Below are 19,607 nucleotides of genomic sequence, written 5' to 3'. Positions count from 1 at the left end.
GCATGAAAAATGCTGCGCCCCATCACGGGACGCAGCATCGTTAGTTGGGTTTATAGATGGCTTAGTTTTTAACTGAGGCCTGAAACCAGGATCACCACAAGGGCTGCCGGGCAAATGAAGCGGATCAGCACACGCCAAAACGCGAACAAGCCACCTTCTGGCAGATCAAGCTCTTTGCGGATGGTTTCTGACGAAACGGCCCACCCTGCAAACAGCGCCACAAACAAACCACCAATTGGCAGCACAATGTTCGAGACGAAGAAATCATTGATCTGGTAGAAGGTTGCCGGGCTGCCAGCAAGCTCACTAAGGCCCAAGAACGCCAGCGGGTAAAACTCTGCCCAGTCATTAAACGAGAAGACCGACAGCAAGCCAATGGTAAAGGCAATGCCGCCCGCAATGATCGCCGCAACCCAGCGGCCCATGCCAAGCTTTTCACCGAAGTAGGACACTGCAGGCTCCAGCAGCGAAATGGACGATGTGATCGCCGCCACACCCAGCAGCACAAAGAACAGCGTACCAAACAGGATACCACCCGGCATTTGCGCGAAGGCAACCGGCAGGGTTTCAAACAGCAGGCCAGGGCCAGAGTTTGGCTGAAGACCAAAGGCGAAAACGAGCGGGAAGATCGCGAGGCCCGCAAGCAAAGCAACGCCTGTGTCAGCCGCCGCAATAATGCCTGCTGACTTGGTGATGGAAATATCCTTCGACAGGTATGCGCCGTAAGCAAACATGGTGCCCACCGCAACCGATAGCGAGAACAGCGCCTGACCCAGCGCCGCGATCACTACACCAGCGGTGATTTTGGAGAAGTCCGGCGCGAACAGATACGCAAGGCCCTGCTGGAAATTACCAACGGCCATGGAGTAACCGACAAGCACCAGCAAAATGACAAACAGCATGGGCATGAGGTAAAGCACGGCTTTTTCAAGCCCGCCCTTGATGCCCTTGCCGACAATGAAAATGGTCAGGCAAATGAACGCCAGATGCCAGAAGGCCATCATGGGGCCGTTGGCGTAATGGTTCGCGAGCTCCGCTTGTGCTTCAGGTGCCGTGATGCCGACAAACGTGCCGGTTAGGGCCTTGATGACATACGCCATCACCCAGCCTGCGATCACGCTGTAATACGACAAGAGCGCGAGGCCACCGGCGAAGGTGCCAAGGAAACCAAGCCACTTCCAGTTAGCTGACTTGCCGCTGTCTACCGCGATTTTCTCAACGGAGCCGATCGGGCTTTTGCCCGCATAGCGGCCAATGGCAAGTTCTGACACCAGCACGGGCCAGCCAATTAAAAACACAAAAAATATGTAGATGAGCACAAAGGCGCCGCCGCCGTTTTCACCTGCAATGTACGGAAACCGCCAAATGTTCCCGAGGCCAACTGCGCTCCCCACAGCGGCAAAAATGAAAGCAGCGCGCGAAGACCAATTCTCCTGACCGCCGCCTGATGTTGATATTGCCATAATTCCCTCCCCTGAAATTAAAGGCCGACCCGATCCGGGTTCTGACGCCCCTGTGCAATGATGACAGACTAGCCATGAAGGGACATATGTCAACGCAGTGACACCCAAAAGGGATTAACGCGGTGCAATCAGGGGCAGTGCTGGCATCACGAAAAACTGAGGTGACAGTTGCCTATGATGCATGGGAAACAGCGGCTAAACATGTCACTCAATGTAAGGGGAAGAGGTATGAACCGTTTTAAATTTATGGCCGCCGTGGTGGCAACCGGGCTGGGCCTGAACATGGCGACCACTGCGCCAACGCTGGCGCAAGACGAGGCTGTGCGCGAGATCACGAACATTAAAGGCAACCTGTACCGGTTCCGGAACAATGGTCATTTTTCCGCCTTTCTGGTGACATCAGACGGCGTGATTGCAACTGACCCGATCAACGAAGCCGCAGCCACATGGCTGAAAGCCACACTCCGCTCGCGCTTTGGTAAGGAAATTAAGTATGTGATCTATAGCCATGAGCATAATGACCATGTCTCTGGCGGGGAAGTGTTTGACGAAACAGCAACCATTGTTGCCCACGCAAACACAGCAGAAGCACTGCACAAAAACCCGTTTACGGCAGTGCCTGAGCGCACGTTCGAAAAATCAACCACCATCAAGCTGGGTGACGGCGCAGTGAACCTGCACTATTTCGGCCCAAGCCATACGGACAATGTGATTGCGATTGAGTTTCCGGCAGAACGCGCCGTTTTTGTGGTGGATGCCATTTCGGTTGATCGCCTGCCGTACCGCAACCTTTATGCTCACGACATGCCCGGCGCGATTGATTTCATTAAAGGCGTTGAAGCACTTGATTTTGATATCTTCATGCCCGGCCACGGCAGCCTTGGCACCAAAGCAGATGTGGTGGAGCACCGCGAATACCACGAAGACCTGCGCGATGCAGTGCAAGATGTGATTGATGACGGCGGCACGCTCGCCGATGCCAAAGAGCAAATCAAGCTGGAAAAATACCGCGACTTTGAAAACTACGACGGCTGGCTTGGTGAAAACATTGACGGCATGTGGCGCTTGCTGACTGCCAAGTAAGTAAAGCTGTTAGCCTCTATACAGGCATCAATAAGTGGCTGACGCATGTGCGGCAGTCACTGCTGCCAAAACCGGGAACGGCGACTTGAAACCGGCCTGAGTTGATCAGCACCGCGCCCAGCATACACTCGTCACCATCCGCTACGGCAAGTGCAGAAACGTGTGCGGCCCGCGTGGTCAATTGGTCAACGTGCCAGTGGATTTCCTTTTGCCTTTTGAAATGACGCGCAAGCCGGGCCTTCATGCCACCACCGCCGTTCGCGCTACCGACATAAAGGTATGTGCCAACTGAAAGCGTGAAGGCATCTCGCCCCGGCAGTTTAACGGCAACGGCTCTCTCAAGCGTGACGAAGAGGATATAGGCTCCTTTGGTTTGATCGAGATTATCAAGTGCATTAGGCGTTGTTCGCTCTGAATGAAGCCCTTTGAGTTGCAACATAGCGGTCAACTTGTCCATGTTAATATTTTCTCGAAGGGTCAATTCTAACTCCTGTAACCAACACTATCTGTTCGCTCAATATGACAGGCATTCTTTGCATGCAGATTTCTGGTCGATTTCATTAATCATTAAATCAATGAATGTTCTGACTTTAGACGCGAGTACGCTTATCTGTGGGTACAGGGTCATTTAAGTTTCTCTGCGAGAAAATCAACAAATGCGCGAACCTTCGGCGCTAAATGCCGGTTGTGCGCAAAAACTGCATGGATAGGTGTTGCTGAAGGGAGTAAAGGAAAATCTTCGAGCAACGGTATGAGAAGTTTTTCCTTCAGCGCAGAATGAACCATCCATGATGGGATCATAATGATACCTTGTCCAGTTAGAGCATTTTCCTTCAAAAAAGTAAGGTTGTTGGCATTCAAAGAACCAGATATCGGAATGTCTAATGTTTTTCCTTGATCGTTGAACTTCCAATAATTTTTACCTGCTGCTGTACGAAAAGACAGACAATTATGTTTTCCAAGTTGGCTTGGGTGTGACGGTGTACCATAGGTGGCAAGATAGTCAGGGCTTGCACATATCACTGAAGAACTCATAGCAAGCTTTCGTGCGATTAATCCAGAATCTCCCAAGTGACCGAATCGTATTGCCAAGTCCATCGCATTATCCACAATATCCAGATTATCTGTATTCATGGAAAATCGTACTTGAACTTTTGGATAACGTATAAAAAACTCTGGTAAAACAGGCGCTATAAACGTAACGGCAAAATCTGTTTCTACCGTCACATGCAAGTGCCCTGAGGGTGACTCAGCCAATTGGCTTACAGCGCGTTTCGCCTCTTCAATATCTGCAACAATCCGCAGGGTGTGTTGATAGTATATCTGACCTGCCTCGGTAAGACTTTGCTTACGTGTCGTTCGATGAAAAAGACGCGCACCCAGCTCGTTCTCCAGATGTGAAATCTGCCGCGATACAGAAGATGGCATGATTCCGAAGTAACGGGCAGTGGCTGAGAAACTGCCTTCTTCCACAACTTTAACAAACAATTGCATATTCGAAAGGTTATTCATTTGTGCATTTATTGCACAGATCATATGTATTTCAAGGTATTTATCTAATCAAATGCACATATTAAGTTCCTAGTCAGTAACAAAATAAGGAAACAAATATGTCGAAAGTCATTCTCATTACTGGCGCATCAACTGGATTTGGTCGCTACACAGTCGAAACACTAGCTGCTGAAGGTCATAGAGTCTTTGCTTCTATGCGGGATATAAATGGTAAAAACCGCGAGCACGCGGGCGCCATAAAAGCCAAAGGCATTGAGGTCGTTGAGCTTGACGTAACTGAGACTCAATCGGTGGAACAGGCAGTCGCATCTGTCGTCAACAAAGCAGGGCGTATCGACGTTTTGATTAATAATGCTGGTGTAGCTTCAGCAGGTGTTTCGGAGGCCTTCACGGATACGCAAGTGACAGCGCTCTTCGATGTGAACGTTATCGGTCTGCATCGTGTCACCCGTGCAGTCTTGCCAATATTTCGTCGTAAAAGGAGCGGATTAATCATCAATATTGGCTCAATTTTGGGTCGAGTGACGTTCCCATTTTTCGGTATTTACGGTGCCAGCAAATTCGCTGTTGAAGCGATAACGGATAGTCTACGATATGAAACTTCACAGTTTGGCATTGACGTCGCTTTGGTTCAACCAAGCGCATATCCAACGCAAATGTATAGCAGTGCCGCCCAGCCTCACGACACGGTGAAAATAGAGGAATACGGGGATGTTGGGGAAATTCCAGGAGCGATGTTTGAGAGTTTCATGTCTATGTTCGAGGGCGCTGACGCTCCAAATCCTCATGATATTGCCGAAGCAGTAGCAACACTGATTGAAACACCTGCTGGACAACGACCTACTCGTACAGTCGTCGGTGCAAGTTTCGGTGCTGACACAATCAATAATGCGATTGAGCCCGTGCAAGCCAGCAGCGTGAAGGCATTAAGTCTCGATCATCTTGAGATATTAAAAACTGTGTAAAACAATATCAATCTACCATGTGTTCATAGATTTCAGATCGAAGTAGGGGTGGTAAATTACCATCCCTCTCAACTTAAGTGTTGTAAACCCAGCCACACTAGAAAGGAATTTCTCATGCCACTTATTGAGGTGAAAGTATTCAAGGATGAACTCGATAAAGATCAATCCGCAGCGATTATTGCCAAAATTACAAATGTAGTTGTTGAAGTAACTAATGAAAGAATTCGTCCCTACACATGGGTGATTATTAATGAAGTGAAAAACGGCCAGTGGGGCGCCGGAGGTAAAGCGTTAAGCCTCTCAGACATAAGAAAAATCACGCTAGATGGATCATAAAATCAAACAACACTAAGAGAAAAACAGACGATGAATTACAACACCTCAAGTTTGCCCACACAACTATCACTACAGACGTATTTAGCGGTGACGACCTATGCCTCGTTTTCTGCGGCAACGAGGGCTTCTTCACTGCGCATAGCCTGATAGGCATGCCACGTGCCGTGACCCAGTATTGGAAAAATCACAATAAGCCCAACAAATGCATTGGCAACACTGAACAGGAATAGTGCCAGCACGATACTGCCCCACACAAAAACAACTGATTTGTTCATCCAGGCGATAACCACACTTAGCGCCACAGCCGTCATGGTGTCTTTCTTTTCATTCATCAGCATGGGAATTGAAAAGGCACTGATGGAAAAAGAGAAAGCCGCCATTAAGCCACCCACAGCGCTGCCAACCATCAAAAGCGTGCGCCCCGTATTGGTTAAAAAAAGCGTATCAATAGTTTGTTCCAAACCACCGAACGGTGCCAAACCAAAAAACAGTGCATAAAGCACAACTGCAAACCGCAGCCAAAAGGTCATGATCAGCATCAGCACAATGCCCACAAGGAGGAGTTGCCCTGGTGACTTTGGCTTAACAGACAGCATCTCACGCGTGGATACACCGGCAGCCCCTGCCGCCAGCAATCGGCTTTTTCCGTATAGCCCAGTGGCGATGAAAGGCCCCAAAACCATAAACCCCGCAATAGCCGGAAACAGAAAATAACTGAAACCGAAGCGAAACATAACAGCGACGAAAGCAACCGATATCAAAAACACCGCCAAGCCATACGATAGGCTGCTGACAGGTGAAGCAAACGTATCGCGCACACCCGCTTTCAACCAATCAAATGGTGCATGAACTGGCAGGCCCCGCGCAAAGTCTTTCGCCATGGTTGGCGGCCTTTGTGCTACAGATGCGTTTTCGTATGTCATATCAACCCCTCCGTTTTCAATTAGTCACACTCTTTAGCTGTGTCAGCATGTTGCCCTACTGAACAATTTTGCCAAGTACGTGAAACCTTCCCCAAGGCCGATCATATCATAATGCTGTAAGGCTTTGTAGCGTTTCACAACCACGAGCACTATAACTTAGATGTTCCATACAGGCGGCAAACCAAACAAGGTTACATCATGCTCGAAGAAATACCTTTTGAATTACCAGAACTCGGCAGAGAGCCTGATCAAGTGTTTTCCCAAGTCAGCAACTTGATTAAAACCCATTCTGCAGATATAGGCGCCGCTTGGATTATGGCACATATGGACCCGCCCACGCCCGAGATTGCTGCAAAAGTTGTGGGGCTCAACGCAGAATATAACCAAAACCTGTTGCACCCGGACCTGAGCCCTCTGGCAACAGTGGTCGAGAAGCGGGTTATTGATTGGCTTTTGCCTTACTTCGGTATGACCGACGGTCATTTTTGCGCAGGATCTACGATTGCAAACCTAACTGCGATTTGGTGCGCAAGAAAACACGGTGCAAAGACTGTTGTCGCATCGAAAGATGCACATATATCCGTTGCAAAAGCAGCAGATATTCTGGGCATGAAGCTTGATACGGTCGCGGTTGATTCCGCAGGAAAACTAAACCGCGACAAGCTCACGAATTTGAAAGAGGCATGCCTTGTTTTAACAGCAGGAACAACAGGCAGAGGCGCCGTTGATGATCTCTCACCATCAGGCGCGCTATGGACGCATGTGGACGCAGCATGGGCAGCCCCGCTCAGGCTTACAAAATATTCGGATATTCTGGACGGCATTGAGAAAGCAGACAGTGTCGCGATTTCTGCTCATAAATGGTTCTATCAACCAAAAGACTCTGCCCTTGTTTTATTTAAGGATAAAAAGGCGCTCCGTCACATTAGTTACGGCGGGTCTTATCTCGCGGCGCCAAATGTCGGCGTACAAGGTTCGCGCGGTGCTGCCGCCATCCCGTTAATGGCGACACTCATGGCATGGGGGCGCAGCGGTTTGGCGCAGCGTATAGAGAAAAGCATGGCGGATGCTGAAAAGCTGGCTGACTTTCTGCGCACACATGATGCGACCGAGCTTAAGCAAAAGCCGGAAACCGCGGTTGTCACATGGCGCCCAAAACGCAAAGAGATAAAGGGCGTTTTAGCAGCGCTTGCAGACACGTCTTCGCAAACACAAATTGATGATGAGGTTTGGGTTCGTCAGGTTGCCGCAAACCCGTTCATTGAGGTTGATCTCATTATTTTAAAAATTAAGGGATATGTTGAAAGCGCATGATCCGCATTGCTTGCAACTGTAAATCGCCTTGCCTACACTTCCCTTTCAATGAACTCGCACAACGCTGCTTACCTTTAATCAGGCATAACATCCCGCAGGAAATGAAATGACAAAGCTACCCGTTCGCTCAACATTCCGGCTTCTCCTTTCAATTGTCATGGGCCTTGCTTTTGCATGGCAATCCGCGTTTGCGGATGGTGGCCATAAGGTGTTTGAACTGGGGTCGTTTCAGTTCGAATCTGGCACCATATTGCCAAATACAAAACTGTCGTATGTGACACACGGGAAGTTGAATGCAGACAGAAGCAATGCGGTGCTCGTGCCGTCCGCATACGGCGGTGACCATCATGGTTATGATTTCATGATTGGCCCCGGCAAAGCATTGGACCCTGAAAAGTATTTCATTATCGCAACAGACATGTTCTCGAACGGATTGTCCAGCTCACCCAGCAACACACCGGCACCATTTGACGGGCCGCGTTTCCCGGCCATCGCCGTGCGCGACAACATCAATGCGGGCTACCGACTACTGAGAGAAGAGTTTGACATTGAACACCTTTATGCCGTTGTTGGCTTTTCGATGGGGGCGCAGCAAGCCCTGCAGTGGGCGGTGAGCCATCCTGATTATGTGTCCAGAATTGCACCTTATTGTGGTTCCGCCAAGGAATACCCGCACGGCAAAGTACGCTTGGAGGGATGGATTACGGCCATCACAGCAGACGCGGCTTACAACGGCGGTGACTACAGCGAACCACCACTTGTCGGGCTGCGCGCGGGCGGCACGCACTGGGCCGCGTGGGGTTTGTCGCAGGAATGGTACCGGCAGGAAAAATACAGGAATTTTGGCTTTGATCACGTAGAAGATTACTTGCGTGAGTTTTGGCAAAACGGCTTGTCTCAGGGAGATGCCAACGACTTCATTACCCTTGCGCGGGCGTGGCAAACGAACAATGCGGGCAATACAGAAGGCTTTAATGGTGATATTGAGAAAGCGCTGAAATCTATAAAAGCAGATGTGCTTTATATGCCCTGCGCAACAGACATGTACTTTCCGCTGGCGTCACTAAAGTACGAAGCTGAATTCATTCCGTCCGTGCAATTTACACCCATCCCTTCTATCTGGGGACACCTGGCTGGTTCTGGCCTTAACCCAGAAGACAATGCATTTATTAACGAGCACATAAAAGCATTTTTGCTGCAGTGAAAGGGTCATGTAAATACGGGCCCGTTCATTTGCCACACTGTCCGCCCATATATTTTCTACATCCTGTCGCAAATACTATTACTGAATTCAATAAAGGATGATTATTTGTCACTTACCTTTTCTTCTTTATTTGTAATAATAACACAAACTTAAGAAGGAAAATTGCACAATAATCTCAATGTAGATCGTTAACAGAAATTAAAGAAATAACTGAGAAGTTGTTTCAGTACCGGGGGTCACAATTATCAAACTTAGGCTGATAAATCGTGACAAATTATACCGAAGATTCTTCTCACCAAAATCGAACAACCGACCTACGACAGGATATTGCCTCCAATTCTGCAGGAATCAAGCAAAGACTGAAAGTCAAATTTGATAATCTCAAGATTGGTAAGAAGGTTGGTTTAGGGTTCGGTGTCGTACTTGTATTTCTGTTTGCAGTTAGCATGGTCGCTTTTTTTGGACTCCAAGCTGCTGTCAACAACTTTAGCGAATATCGGGCAACAGCGCGCCAAACCAATGAACTAGGCCGGGTGCAGGCAAACTTATTACTCGTGCGGCTTGGTGCAAAAGAATATATTTTAAGTGGTAGCGACAACGCAAAGAAAACTGTTAACGACCGACTGATAGCAACACAAAACCTAGTCACATCAAGCAATCAATTATTCCAGGATGCCTCACAGTATTTTGACGTCGAACAAGATGTGGCTGCCCTTGGTAGCGCTTCGTCGCAACTCAACAACTATTTAGATGGTTTTAATAAAGTCGTAAACGCCAGAGCAAATCGAAACAGCCTTGTTGACCAGATGAACACCCTTGGTCCTGTAGCCGAGAGAAACCTAACCAAAGTGATGGAGAGCGCATACACGGATGGTGACAGTGAGGCAAGTTTTATGGCAGGAAAAACACTTCGTAGTCTATTACTTGCTCGCCTTTACGCAAATCGCTTTCTTGTCGATAATCAACAATCCAGCGCAGACCGGGCCGCTTCTGAATTATCGTCGTTTAGCACTAATGCACAAGCTATGTTGGATACTCTACAAAACCCCACTCGTCGGCAACTTGCGCAAGCAACTTGTTACAGGTGCTCAAAACTACGAGGCGGTATTCAATGAAGTAACAAAAGTTATTTTTGACAGAAATAATGTCATCAAAGGCACACTCGATAGAATAGGTCCGCAAATTGCTGACGATATTGAGCAAATCAAGCTTCGCAACAAGGCACGTCAGGACGAGCTTGGCCCATTGGCCGTAGGAAACATGGAAGGTTCCAAAAACTTTGCCGTTATCTTTTCACTAATTGCAATTGTTATTGGTGTCCTTTCAGCGATTGGGATTGGACGTCTAATTTCAAGACCTGTGCTGACTTTGACAGGTGCCATGGGTAAACTGGCTAACGGCGATAAACAATCAGAAATTCCCGCAACTGACCGTTCAGATGAGATTGGCGAAATGGCACGCGCTGTCGAGGTCTTCAAACAGAATGCGATTGAGATAGATCGGATACAAGCTGAACAGGCAGAGGAACAACAGGCTGCTCAGTTGCGTGAGCAAGAAGAGGACCGCAAGCGAGCTAAAGAAAAAGCTGAATCAGAAGCTCGAATCGAAGAAGAAAAACGGAGAGCAATGAACGAATTGGCTGATAACTTCGAAGAGAGCGTAAGAGACGTGGTTAATGATGTCTCAAGTTCAGCAAAACAGATGCAAGCAACCGCTAAGGGCATGGTGGGCAGCGCACAAGACACTGGCGAACGGGCGGTAGCGGTTTCAGCATCATCTGAAGAAGCAACAGTGAACGTTCAAACAGTTGCCTCGGCTGCTGAAGAACTTGCTGCATCAATCGAAGAAATTGGCCGTCAAGTAAGTCAATCAACGACAATTGCTTCTTCAGCTGTAAAAGAAGTTCAAAGCAGCGCAACAACTGTGCAAAATCTATCAGCTGCTGCACAGAAGATCGGTGATGTTGTCGATTTGATCAGCGACATCGCTGAGCAAACAAACTTACTTGCTTTGAATGCAACAATTGAAGCAGCCCGTGCTGGTGATAGCGGGAAAGGCTTTGCTGTAGTTGCTTCCGAAGTAAAATCACTCGCCAGTCAAACAGCAAAGGCAACCGAGGAAATCTCAAAGCAGATAACAGATATTCAAGAAGAAAGCTCCAGCACAGTTACTGCCATTGAAGGTATTAGTAATGTGATTACCGAAATGAACGAAATTGCGACAACAATTTCAGTTTCAGTAGAGCAACAATCTTCGGCAACCTCAGAAATATCCCGCAGTGTTCAAGAAGCTGCAACAGGTACACAGGATGTAACTTCTAACATTACGACCGTCAGTGAAGCAGCCAATGATACTGGCAAAGGCGCCACTCAAGTTCTGGAAGTAGCAGGTGGCTTAGCGCAACATGCCAGCACACTAGATACAGCTGTTAACGAGTTTCTAGCACGAGTTCGAGCTTCTTAAGATACATCACAGAGTTTTCTCGATTAGGCCTGCTCTTACAGCAAGTTATTCTAAAAGAGTGTGTAGTGAATAAAAAGAAAGGTAGCCTGACTATCGAAGGTCAAGCTGACATGGGAACAACTTGCTAAAAATCCGCTTTATACATACTGGCGCCATAACAGCTTTTATCGGCTTGGTTTTTTTTGGTCTCATGGGAAGTGCCGGCGCCCAAAATGTTGGTGGAGTCTTTGGTCCTAAGGTTGCTCCAGGAAGCAAGGCGATCGAGTTTCGAGCAGCCATTGCACCGCAATCAGATGGACGCCCATCACGCCTTACCAGCCGTTTTCATTATCAGCAAAGTGTCACAGATAATCTGCGCCTGAGAGCCGTGATACAAGGTGCGGACACAAATATGAGCAACTTCGATTTTGATCTCGTTCAATTCGAAGCTCAATATCAGTTCCTCAACAAAGAGCGTAACGGCTTTGACTCCGCCTTTCGGCTAGATGTTTTGCTGGGCAAAGACCGGCCCAACCTTGTTAGTTTTAACTGGACCAATGATGTACCGCTTAATGAGCAGTGGTTTGTCCGCGCGGTGATGCTCGCACAGGTTCAGTTCGGGTCAAACCGCAATAGTGGCCTCTTCCTTCAAACTCGTTCTAGCTTACGCTACAAAGTAAATTCCAACTATAATTTGCAAGTACAGGTCTTCAATACATACGGCTCGACGGCCGACTTTCCGGCAATTCGAAATCAAAATCACTCAGTTGGCCCAGCCATTTCCGCAAAAATTGCTGAAGGTTGGTCAATTGAAGCAAGCACACTGCTCGGCCTAACAAACGCAACTTCAGATGTAGATTTTCGCGTTTTCCTCTCAAAATCATTCTAAACTCGTGATCGACCAATTAAAGCATTAACTGAATTAGGTATAAATGTGCTTCTTTGGGTGTCTTAGATCGCTCGGTTTACGCCCACTTCTGGCCTTAACCCAGAAGACAATGCGTTTATTAACGAGCACATAAAAGCATTTTTGCTGGACTGAGACACTCGCCTTCGTCTCGAAGCGAACATTCGGGAGGTGGCATTAAGGCCTCTCTAAGAACAATCACCTCTTTTCGTAAAGCTTTCGTTGCAAAAAATCTATAAAGTAAATTAAGTTATATTATAACAATAAAATCTTGAGCGGGAATATTTTTTATGCAGCGTAATCTAACGCGTTTTTTGTCAGCGGTAACTTTTGCGCTTTTGGGCTTAGTATCATTCATCATTATAATGCCCACGGCTTCAGCAGGAGAAGTCGATGATTATATAACCAAGCTTAAAACACACTATAAAAGCACTCTGTCAATTAAAGCCTATTCAATGAAATATCATTTCTTGAACAGACGCTATCAGGATCACAATTACTGGGACTACCAAACACCTAACCTATTCATGTCGCAAAGAGTGGTTGAAGCTGATCTGGTCAAAAGACACTTTTACGACAATGATATAGTTTATTATTCAGGAGGGCGATTATACGACAGAGCACAATTCCAGAATAACAAGGAAAGCTTTTTCTATGAAAAAAGCGCTACAGTATTAGGAAAAGCTGTTCAACGCAGAGACATGGATAACTTTGATATATTTAAGGGTTATAATGTCATGAATATTGATTTTCTAGCTGTAAGGCCACTTCTTGAAGAAACCGATATTAAGGGAAACATTACCCTTCACCAAGAGAGAAAATCAGGAGCGACAACCCTAATACATAAAACTTCGAATGATGATGTTATTGATTATAAATTTAGCAACAATCCATTGCAGTTGATATCGATCAACCATAGGCCTCTTGGTGGAATTTTCGTTTATAACGATTATCAAACCACAAAGAATATGACCTTTGCTCGGTCCATATATCAATACTATGATGGAGAAACGAAACCAACTTACATAAGCTTCATTGATAACTTTAATATTATTGAAGAAGTGGACCCTACCAGACTGCAGCTACCAGAAGGATACGGCCCCATAATCTCTAGAGGCGACGGGGTTCTTGTATCAAAAGAAATTGCAACCGATCTTTATCTTATCACCGACTCTTCGGCCGCACGCAACAGTCTGTTTAAAGTGAACGGCGATAAAATTACGGTATTTGGCGCCAGTAATAATTCCAGATTAGCAGATAAAACGATAAAGCTTATTCTTGATCAATTCCCAAAAAAGAAAATCGTCTCAGTTTATGTTACTCACCCTCACGGGCATCAGATTTCTGGCCTTAAAGCTTTTGCTAATCAAGGAATAGAGATACTTGCCGACAACTACAGTATCGCGGCCATAAAAGCCTATCCTCCCTTTGCTGACGATATTGCTACATTCAAATTCCGCACAATTGAACATGAGCATATTATTGATGATACACATTTTTATGTACTAGAAAATATGCATTCAAAAAGACAAGGCTTTGTATATTTCAAAGATAGTGGAATTATTTTCCAAACGCACTTCCTGCATATCCCCCAAGATAACACCATCGCTAAGGTGATTCCTAGTTACACCAGAACCTTCATAGACTTTGTTAGAAGTAAACAGCTTAAAATCAATCGGATTGTAGCAAATTATAACAACAATAACATTTCTGTTGAAGTGATGAATAAAACCTATGACGTCAATTTTTGATATGTTTTAGCGCGAGGCAATTCTTGTAAGCAACCACCTGCCCTATGGCTTTGCCTCATGTTTGTTTTTGAGAATATCATTTCTGACCTCAGTTCAAAACATGTTGTGGCAGATGGTCCGTGCCAGTCCGCCTCGGCTACAAAAGCTTTTATCAAGGAGCCCACCATAAGACACAATGGACGATAGCTTACTCAACAGCGGCCCGGTACTCTCTGGGGGTCATCCCAACCTGTCGTTTGAAAGCACGATTGAATGGTCCGATCGAATTGAAGCCACAATCGAAAGCAACCGACAAAATAAGCCGCTCTTTATTTCCAGGGCTAGCCAAAGCTTCCTTGGCGCTTTCTATGCGACATGAATTGATCAGGTGGTTAAAATTCCTGTATCCTAGCGAACCCGTTATGCACTGCGTAACCTTGTATTCATGTTCCCCAAGAAGTTCAGCAAGGTCAGCCACTTTCAACTCCGGGGTTGCAAACTTCCTGTCTTGCTCAAGGAACTGAATGATCCGTTTGGCAAGCACATCGTCGCCAGCATGTCTGGCAGCATATTTAGGTACCTTTGATAACGAAAGCGGATGTAGTTTCCGAAATGAAATACATAGCCTCGTTCCAATAACACCCACCAACGCGCTGGATATAAGAACTGTCTCTTTCCATTGTCCACCGAGGCTGTTTTCATCAGCGTTCAACACCCACAAAAGGGTGAGGGCGATCATGGCGCCAAACGTCAGGCTAAATATTTGACGAAAGCGCCGCTCCTGTTTGTGCAGTTCGTTGCTGTAATCCGAAAACACTTCAGCAAAGACCAACACCAAAGCACCGATACAAATGAACCCTTCGGCATTACCAAGAATGCGATACATTTCTGACATGGACCCGTTTGGTGGATATCTCCCGATAAGGTTGCTGGACCCTTCAACTGCGATGATTGCGGCCATCGCAAATATATTCCAGCGCTCTATCTGTTTTTCTTCACGAAAAAGACTGCGGGCAAGAAGCCAGAGCCAACCACATCCTGCAGACCCGACCACCGCAGCTATATTTGCGAGCGGGGCAACAACACCGCCAACCATGCTCGGTAAGATAGATGCCGTCACGGAAAGCGTGAAGGCCAACCATATTAGGTTAATTGGTTCAATTGGTGCAATATTCAGTGGCAGGCGCCGAGCCAGCAATGCGGTCATAATAGGTACTACCTCAATCCATCTGTCGTGTTTAGGCAGTCTTTTGCGCCGCCCTGTCACCATCTTACACGCGGCAACCGCCAGAAAAAACTTCCAAATACCATAAAAATACTGGCCGTTTTCCAAATAGGCGAGAATAGCGCTTACTCCTTCTTATAAAGCTTGTTTCCCGGAGCGTCAAAAATATGAGGTGCAGGACAACTGCTCACAAAAGAAACCGCGCCGTACATTAAAAAAGGAGAACAAGCGATGGCGACAGCGACACAAACATTCTTGAATAAAGAAACTTCAACAAACCACCCCGTTCCACCCCAACCAAAACCCTGGCCCGACCGCATGGTAAGATACTCTGGTATTGCATGGTTTTTGGCGGCGGCTATCGGCCAGTGGATATTTGTTTTTTATGTCGTCCTTCAGTACATCCCGGAGCTGGTACAATTTGGCCTGCCCGGATTGGCGAATACCACCTTACCTGACGGGTATATCGCCGGTGACATGGCGGGCAATCTTGCCATAGCTGCTCATGTACTGATCGCGATTATCATCATTGGCAGTGGCCCACTTCAGTTCATCCCCCATATCCGGAACCGGTTCCCTCGCTTCCATCGTTATGTGGGCAGGGTTTATATAGTGATGGCCTCAATCACTAGCATTGCCGGGCTTTATATTGTCTGGACACGCGGCGTTCCGGGCGGCTTGGTTGGCCATCTCGCCATTAGTCTTGACGCTGTTCTGATTTTGGCCTTTGGCGGATTGGCAATAAATTTTGCAACCAAGCGGCAAATAGACCGGCACCGCCGGTGGGCTATGCGGCTGTTTATGGTTGTCAGTGCTGTATGGTTCTTTCGTATTGGTCTGATGTTCTGGTTCATAACAACTGGCGGCATTGGCATTAACCCGGAAACTTTCGAAGGCCCGTTTCTTACCTTCATGTATTTTGGCCAGATGGCTATACCGCTTCTGATACTGGAAGCCTATTTCCTCGCACAGCGCAGTAAAAACAACGCACTAAAGTCTTCTGTTGCGGTGGTTTTGATCCTTGCAACAGGCGCAATATTGGTGGGCACTTTCGCTGCAACCATGGGCATGTGGTTTCCGCGCCTCATTTAAAACAAAAAAGCGGCTGGGCGGCCTGCTCTTCATAAACTGGAGATATTTTCAAAACGCCGCCCTGTCGTTTGAAACTGGCAAAACTATTGAACCTCATTAACGGTGAGAAAGGGTGCCTTGAATTTTTATCGTTTTAGGCATCCGACCTTAAAAGTGAGACAATATTTCCATCAAAATTGATATGAAACGTCGGCACAAACCCTGGCCTCGCTCCCAGGCAGCCCTTGCGCATCGCGGGCACCTGCCCTATGGCTGTGCTTCATGTTGATTTTTGAGAATATTATTTCTGACCGCGGCTCAAAATATGCTGTGGCGGGTGGGCCGTGCCAGTCTGCGGCAGACGCAAAAGCGTTTATCAAGGAACTGAAACGCACCAAAAAGTTTGCCAAGGCAACACACAATACATGGGGTGTGATCTGCGATGATGGCAACCTGAAAAATGACGACGGTGAAAGCGGTGCGGGCATGATCATTCTGCGCATGCTGGAACGCGCAGATGTGCACAACCATATCATTGTTGTGACCCGCTGGTACGGCGGCAAGCATTTGGGCGGTGACAGGTTCCGCCACGTGCAAACAGCAGTGAATCACTATCTTGCAGCTTTAAAAGAATAACCTCAAACACACCACCATAAGACGCTGCAGCGATGGTTAGTGATATAAGGTAACACAAGGGATTGCGCTTCATCGCACTGGACGCACACACCGCCCCAAAAAAGGCCAAAGCGCCATAATCATTATGCCAGTAACATTTCCGACAACGCACTTCCAATGCTGATGTTTAATCACTAAAACACCAGCCAGTGGGACACTTTGCGCAGGAGAGGCTAATGAACAATCTAATCAAACTGGCATGCGCCACTAGCATGCTGGCACTTTCGGCAACATACAGTTTTGCCGCGGACACAAGTGCCGTTAACACACTACAAAACAAACAAGACGAACAAGAAGCAAAAGACGCTGACGCTAATGGCGGCGGCGACGAAAAAGCCAAAAAGAAAAAATCAAAAATCAAAAAATATGCTGACGTCATTACAGATAAAGCGGTCACACGAGCTGGTGTGTTCACAACGCACCTGGTTGAGGGTAAGGCATATTTTGAAATTCCGGCAGACCAGTTGGGCCGTGAATTTGTTTGGCTGGTGAAAATTGCCGGCATTCAAAACCAAAAGGGTTTGATCAGTGCTGATTCAGCGCGGCAGTATGTTTATTTTGAGCGCATAGGTAATGACCTGATTTTGCGTGCCAAAGACCATTCCGTGATCAAAGCAGAAGGCGAGCCGGAAACATTTGTGATTAACGCAGCCCACCTCGACGGTGTGCTGGGCAAGTTCCCGATTGTAACCTTCGGTGAAAATGAGACACCCGTCATCGACATTACACCAGCCTTCCTTGGCAAAGTGAAAGGTCTGGAAGGCCTGAACGACGACAAGATGGACGCCAAAACATCAGTGGTGAAAAACGTAAAATCGTTTGAACGCAATGTTGAAGCGCGCGTGCTTGGCCTGTTTACACGCAAAAACGGCAAGGAGACCGAGAGTGTAACGGCCGAAATTCGCCATTCTATTCTCGCATTGCCCGATAATCTGATGAAACCGCGCCATTACAACCACCGCGTTGGGTTCTTTGACGACCGTTACACTGACTATAACGGCATCAAAAACAAGGTAGAGACCAAGCGTTACATCAATCGTTGGCGCCTTGAGAAAAAAGACCCGAACGCGGCAGTGAGCGAACCGGTGAAGCCAATCGTATGGTATATCGACCGCGGCACACCAACACGCTACATTGAAGCAACACGCCAAGGGATTGAGTTCTGGCAATCTGCATTCGAGAAGGCTGGCTTCAAAAACGCGATCATTGCCAAAATGGCACCAACAGTTGAGGAAGACCCTGATTGGGACCCGGAAGACGCACGCTATGCAGTTATCCGCTGGGTGCCGTCAACTATTCCAAACGCCAATGGCCCGCACGTGGCCGATCCGCGCACCGGCGAGATCATCGAAGCTGATGTGCGCATGTACCACAATGTGATCAAACTGATTGAAGAATGGTATTATGCACAGGCTGGTGCCACCGATCCACGCGCGGCTAAGCTGCCATTGCCTGATGATGTTATGTCTGATCTGGTACGGTTTGTTGTTGCGCACGAAGTGGGGCACTCCATTGGTCTGCACCACAACTTCATTGGCTCAAACGCATACACAATTGAGCAGCTCCGCGATCCTGAATTTGTTGCCAAAAATGGTGTCGCCTCATCCATCATGGACTACGCGCGCTTCAACTATGTAATCCAGCCTGAAGATGGTGTTTCACCAATCGACTATGTGCCGGGACCATATGACAACTTTGCTGTTGAATGGGGATACACTGAATTCTCCGGTGACCGCACAGCAGAAGAAGAAATTCCATTGCTGAACGCGATTGCTGACCGCCAACTGACAGACAAGTCTTTGCGGTGGGACTCGTACTCTGACGGTGCGGCATACGACCCGCGTATTCAAACCGAAGATATCGGTAATGATGCGATGGAAGCAACGCGTTTGGGCATGAAAAACCTTGAGCGTATTATGGCCAATGTAGTTGATGCAGCGTCTTATGAAGACGGCATGACATACGACGAAATCAAGGTCGCGTACGGCGCTCTGGCATCACAGTATGTGCGTGAAATTCGCCACGTCGCCAAATATGTTGGCTCTGCGGTGTACCGCCGCGAACTGGCGCAAGGCCACGAAGAAACAGAGGTTTTCACCAGCTACCCTATGGATAAGCAAAGGGAAGCCATGCAGTTTATTGCGGATAACGCTTTCAAATTGCCAGCGTTCTGGAAAAACGAAGACGTACTGAAACGTGTTGGTTATGACTTCTATATCGACTCTGTTGCACGGTTTGGCACGCGCCCGCTGAACACTTTTTTATCTGCTGACAAGATTGATCGCATTATCAAGTTTCAAGCTGCTGGTCTTGAAACATATGACCCTGTTGAACTGTTTACAGACGTCAGGTCAGCGATATTTGAAGAACTGGGTGAGCGCCGTCCAAATGTGTCGGCATACCGACGTAACCTGCAAGCAGCGATGGTTAACTTGCTTATTGCTGGTGTCACGGCACCGTCAGAAGGCGATGATGCTGTAAGCGACGACTATCGCTCGCTGTGTCGCTCAACACTGGCTGGGCTGCAAAGTGATCTTGAACGCGTTGGCGACAGAAATAGCGGTACCTTAACGGGTATCCATTTCCAGAACCTAGCGAGCAAAGCTGCTGACGCACTTGATGTCGATTAATCGACATTAAAACCATAGAGATGCATTCAAAGCATCTGGACTAAAAGAGGGTGTTGGCATGCGTGTCAGCACCCTTGTTCGTTTAAGTTGGTAGACGCCAACGCAAAGGCATGATTAAACGGTCCTC

17 protein-coding genes are annotated in these 19,607 nt (G+C 47.4%); 12 read left to right on the top strand and 5 right to left on the bottom strand.

The genetic code is table 11. The features are described 5' to 3' along the window. Positions 1-68: 68 nt before the first annotated feature. Positions 69-1,463 carry a sodium-dependent transporter gene (locus OEU88_RS03530; protein WP_262693721.1) on the bottom strand — a complete coding sequence of 465 codons (1,395 nt, stop codon included), beginning with the start codon at positions 1,461-1,463 and terminating at the stop codon, positions 69-71. Between the two features lie 228 nt (positions 1,464-1,691). On the opposite strand from OEU88_RS03530, the gene OEU88_RS03525 reads away from it, so the two are divergent. Further along, the gene (locus tag OEU88_RS03525; protein WP_262693719.1) at positions 1,692-2,546 is read left to right on the top strand and encodes an MBL fold metallo-hydrolase; all 855 of its coding nucleotides are present in this window, start codon (positions 1,692-1,694) and stop codon (positions 2,544-2,546) included. 16 nt (positions 2,547-2,562) lie between these two features. On the opposite strand, the gene OEU88_RS03520 is transcribed toward OEU88_RS03525, so the two are convergent. Both OEU88_RS03520 and OEU88_RS03515 read right to left on the bottom strand, forming a co-directional pair. Continuing rightward, positions 2,563-3,003, bottom strand: coding sequence for a GIY-YIG nuclease family protein (locus tag OEU88_RS03520; RefSeq protein WP_262693718.1), 441 nt, complete (start codon positions 3,001-3,003; stop codon positions 2,563-2,565). Between the two features lie 167 nt (positions 3,004-3,170). Then, complete coding sequence (locus OEU88_RS03515; RefSeq protein WP_262693717.1) at positions 3,171-4,058, bottom strand: LysR family transcriptional regulator; 888 nt, start codon at positions 4,056-4,058, stop codon at positions 3,171-3,173. A 98-nt stretch (positions 4,059-4,156) separates the two neighbouring features. On the opposite strand from OEU88_RS03515, the gene OEU88_RS03510 reads away from it, so the two are divergent. Together OEU88_RS03510 and OEU88_RS03505 are read left to right on the top strand one after the other, a co-directional pair. Then, positions 4,157-5,023, top strand: a complete 867-nt coding sequence (locus tag OEU88_RS03510; RefSeq protein WP_262693716.1) for an SDR family oxidoreductase — start codon at positions 4,157-4,159, stop codon at positions 5,021-5,023. Positions 5,024-5,137: 114 nt separating this feature from the next. Further along, the gene (locus tag OEU88_RS03505) at positions 5,138-5,359 is read left to right on the top strand and encodes a tautomerase family protein (RefSeq protein ID WP_262693715.1); all 222 of its coding nucleotides are present in this window, start codon (positions 5,138-5,140) and stop codon (positions 5,357-5,359) included. Positions 5,360-5,454: 95 nt separating this feature from the next. On the opposite strand, the gene OEU88_RS03500 is transcribed toward OEU88_RS03505, so the two are convergent. Then, complete coding sequence (locus OEU88_RS03500) at positions 5,455-6,282, bottom strand: DUF2189 domain-containing protein (protein WP_262693714.1); 828 nt, start codon at positions 6,280-6,282, stop codon at positions 5,455-5,457. A gap of 198 nt (positions 6,283-6,480) precedes the next feature. On the opposite strand from OEU88_RS03500, the gene OEU88_RS03495 reads away from it, so the two are divergent. From OEU88_RS03495 to OEU88_RS03470, 6 genes are all read left to right on the top strand, one after another. Then, positions 6,481-7,596 carry a pyridoxal phosphate-dependent decarboxylase family protein gene (locus tag OEU88_RS03495; protein WP_262693713.1) on the top strand — a complete coding sequence of 372 codons (1,116 nt, stop codon included), beginning with the start codon at positions 6,481-6,483 and terminating at the stop codon, positions 7,594-7,596. Between the two features lie 106 nt (positions 7,597-7,702). Then, positions 7,703-8,800: an alpha/beta fold hydrolase gene (locus OEU88_RS03490; protein WP_262693712.1), complete on the top strand. Its 1,098-nt coding sequence runs from the start codon at positions 7,703-7,705 to the stop codon at positions 8,798-8,800. A 266-nt stretch (positions 8,801-9,066) separates the two neighbouring features. Next, positions 9,067-9,915 (top strand): MCP four helix bundle domain-containing protein, encoded by an 849-nt coding sequence (locus OEU88_RS03485; protein ID WP_262693711.1) that lies wholly within the window; start codon positions 9,067-9,069, stop codon positions 9,913-9,915. Beyond that, positions 9,863-11,263, top strand: a complete 1,401-nt coding sequence (locus OEU88_RS03480) for a methyl-accepting chemotaxis protein (RefSeq protein ID WP_262693710.1) — start codon at positions 9,863-9,865, stop codon at positions 11,261-11,263. Before OEU88_RS03485 ends, OEU88_RS03480 begins: the two co-directional genes overlap by 53 nt. A 121-nt stretch (positions 11,264-11,384) precedes the next feature. Then, a complete protein-coding gene (locus OEU88_RS03475; protein ID WP_262693709.1) occupies positions 11,385-12,131 on the top strand; it encodes a hypothetical protein in 747 nt (248 codons plus the stop codon). Positions 12,132-12,439: 308 nt separating this feature from the next. Continuing rightward, complete coding sequence (locus OEU88_RS03470; protein ID WP_262693708.1) at positions 12,440-13,900, top strand: MBL fold metallo-hydrolase; 1,461 nt, start codon at positions 12,440-12,442, stop codon at positions 13,898-13,900. Positions 13,901-14,087: 187 nt separating this feature from the next. Here the strand turns inward: OEU88_RS03470 and OEU88_RS03465 are convergent, their stop codons facing one another. Next, entirely contained in the window at positions 14,088-15,086 is a 999-nt protein-coding gene (locus OEU88_RS03465; RefSeq protein ID WP_262693707.1) for a helix-turn-helix domain-containing protein, read from the bottom strand. A gap of 249 nt (positions 15,087-15,335) precedes the next feature. Here OEU88_RS03465 and OEU88_RS03460 point away from each other — a divergent pair, with 249 nt between their 5' ends. From OEU88_RS03460 to OEU88_RS03450, 3 genes are all read left to right on the top strand, one after another. Beyond that, positions 15,336-16,196 carry a DUF2306 domain-containing protein gene (locus tag OEU88_RS03460; protein ID WP_262693706.1) on the top strand — a complete coding sequence of 287 codons (861 nt, stop codon included), beginning with the start codon at positions 15,336-15,338 and terminating at the stop codon, positions 16,194-16,196. 261 nt (positions 16,197-16,457) lie between these two features. Continuing rightward, positions 16,458-16,811 carry a YigZ family protein gene (locus OEU88_RS03455; RefSeq protein WP_262693705.1) on the top strand — a complete coding sequence of 118 codons (354 nt, stop codon included), beginning with the start codon at positions 16,458-16,460 and terminating at the stop codon, positions 16,809-16,811. A gap of 215 nt (positions 16,812-17,026) precedes the next feature. Further along, entirely contained in the window at positions 17,027-19,480 is a 2,454-nt protein-coding gene (locus OEU88_RS03450; protein WP_262693704.1) for a zinc-dependent metalloprotease, read from the top strand. The last annotated feature ends 127 nt before the right edge of the window (positions 19,481-19,607 follow it).

Origin of the sequence: Kordiimonas aquimaris, assembly GCF_025574485.1 — a bacterium.
GTDB lineage: Bacteria > Pseudomonadota > Alphaproteobacteria > Sphingomonadales > Kordiimonadaceae > Kordiimonas > Kordiimonas aquimaris.
The sequence above is the reverse complement of the archived record's forward strand: the minus strand, read 5'-3'. Positions and strand labels throughout refer to the sequence as shown.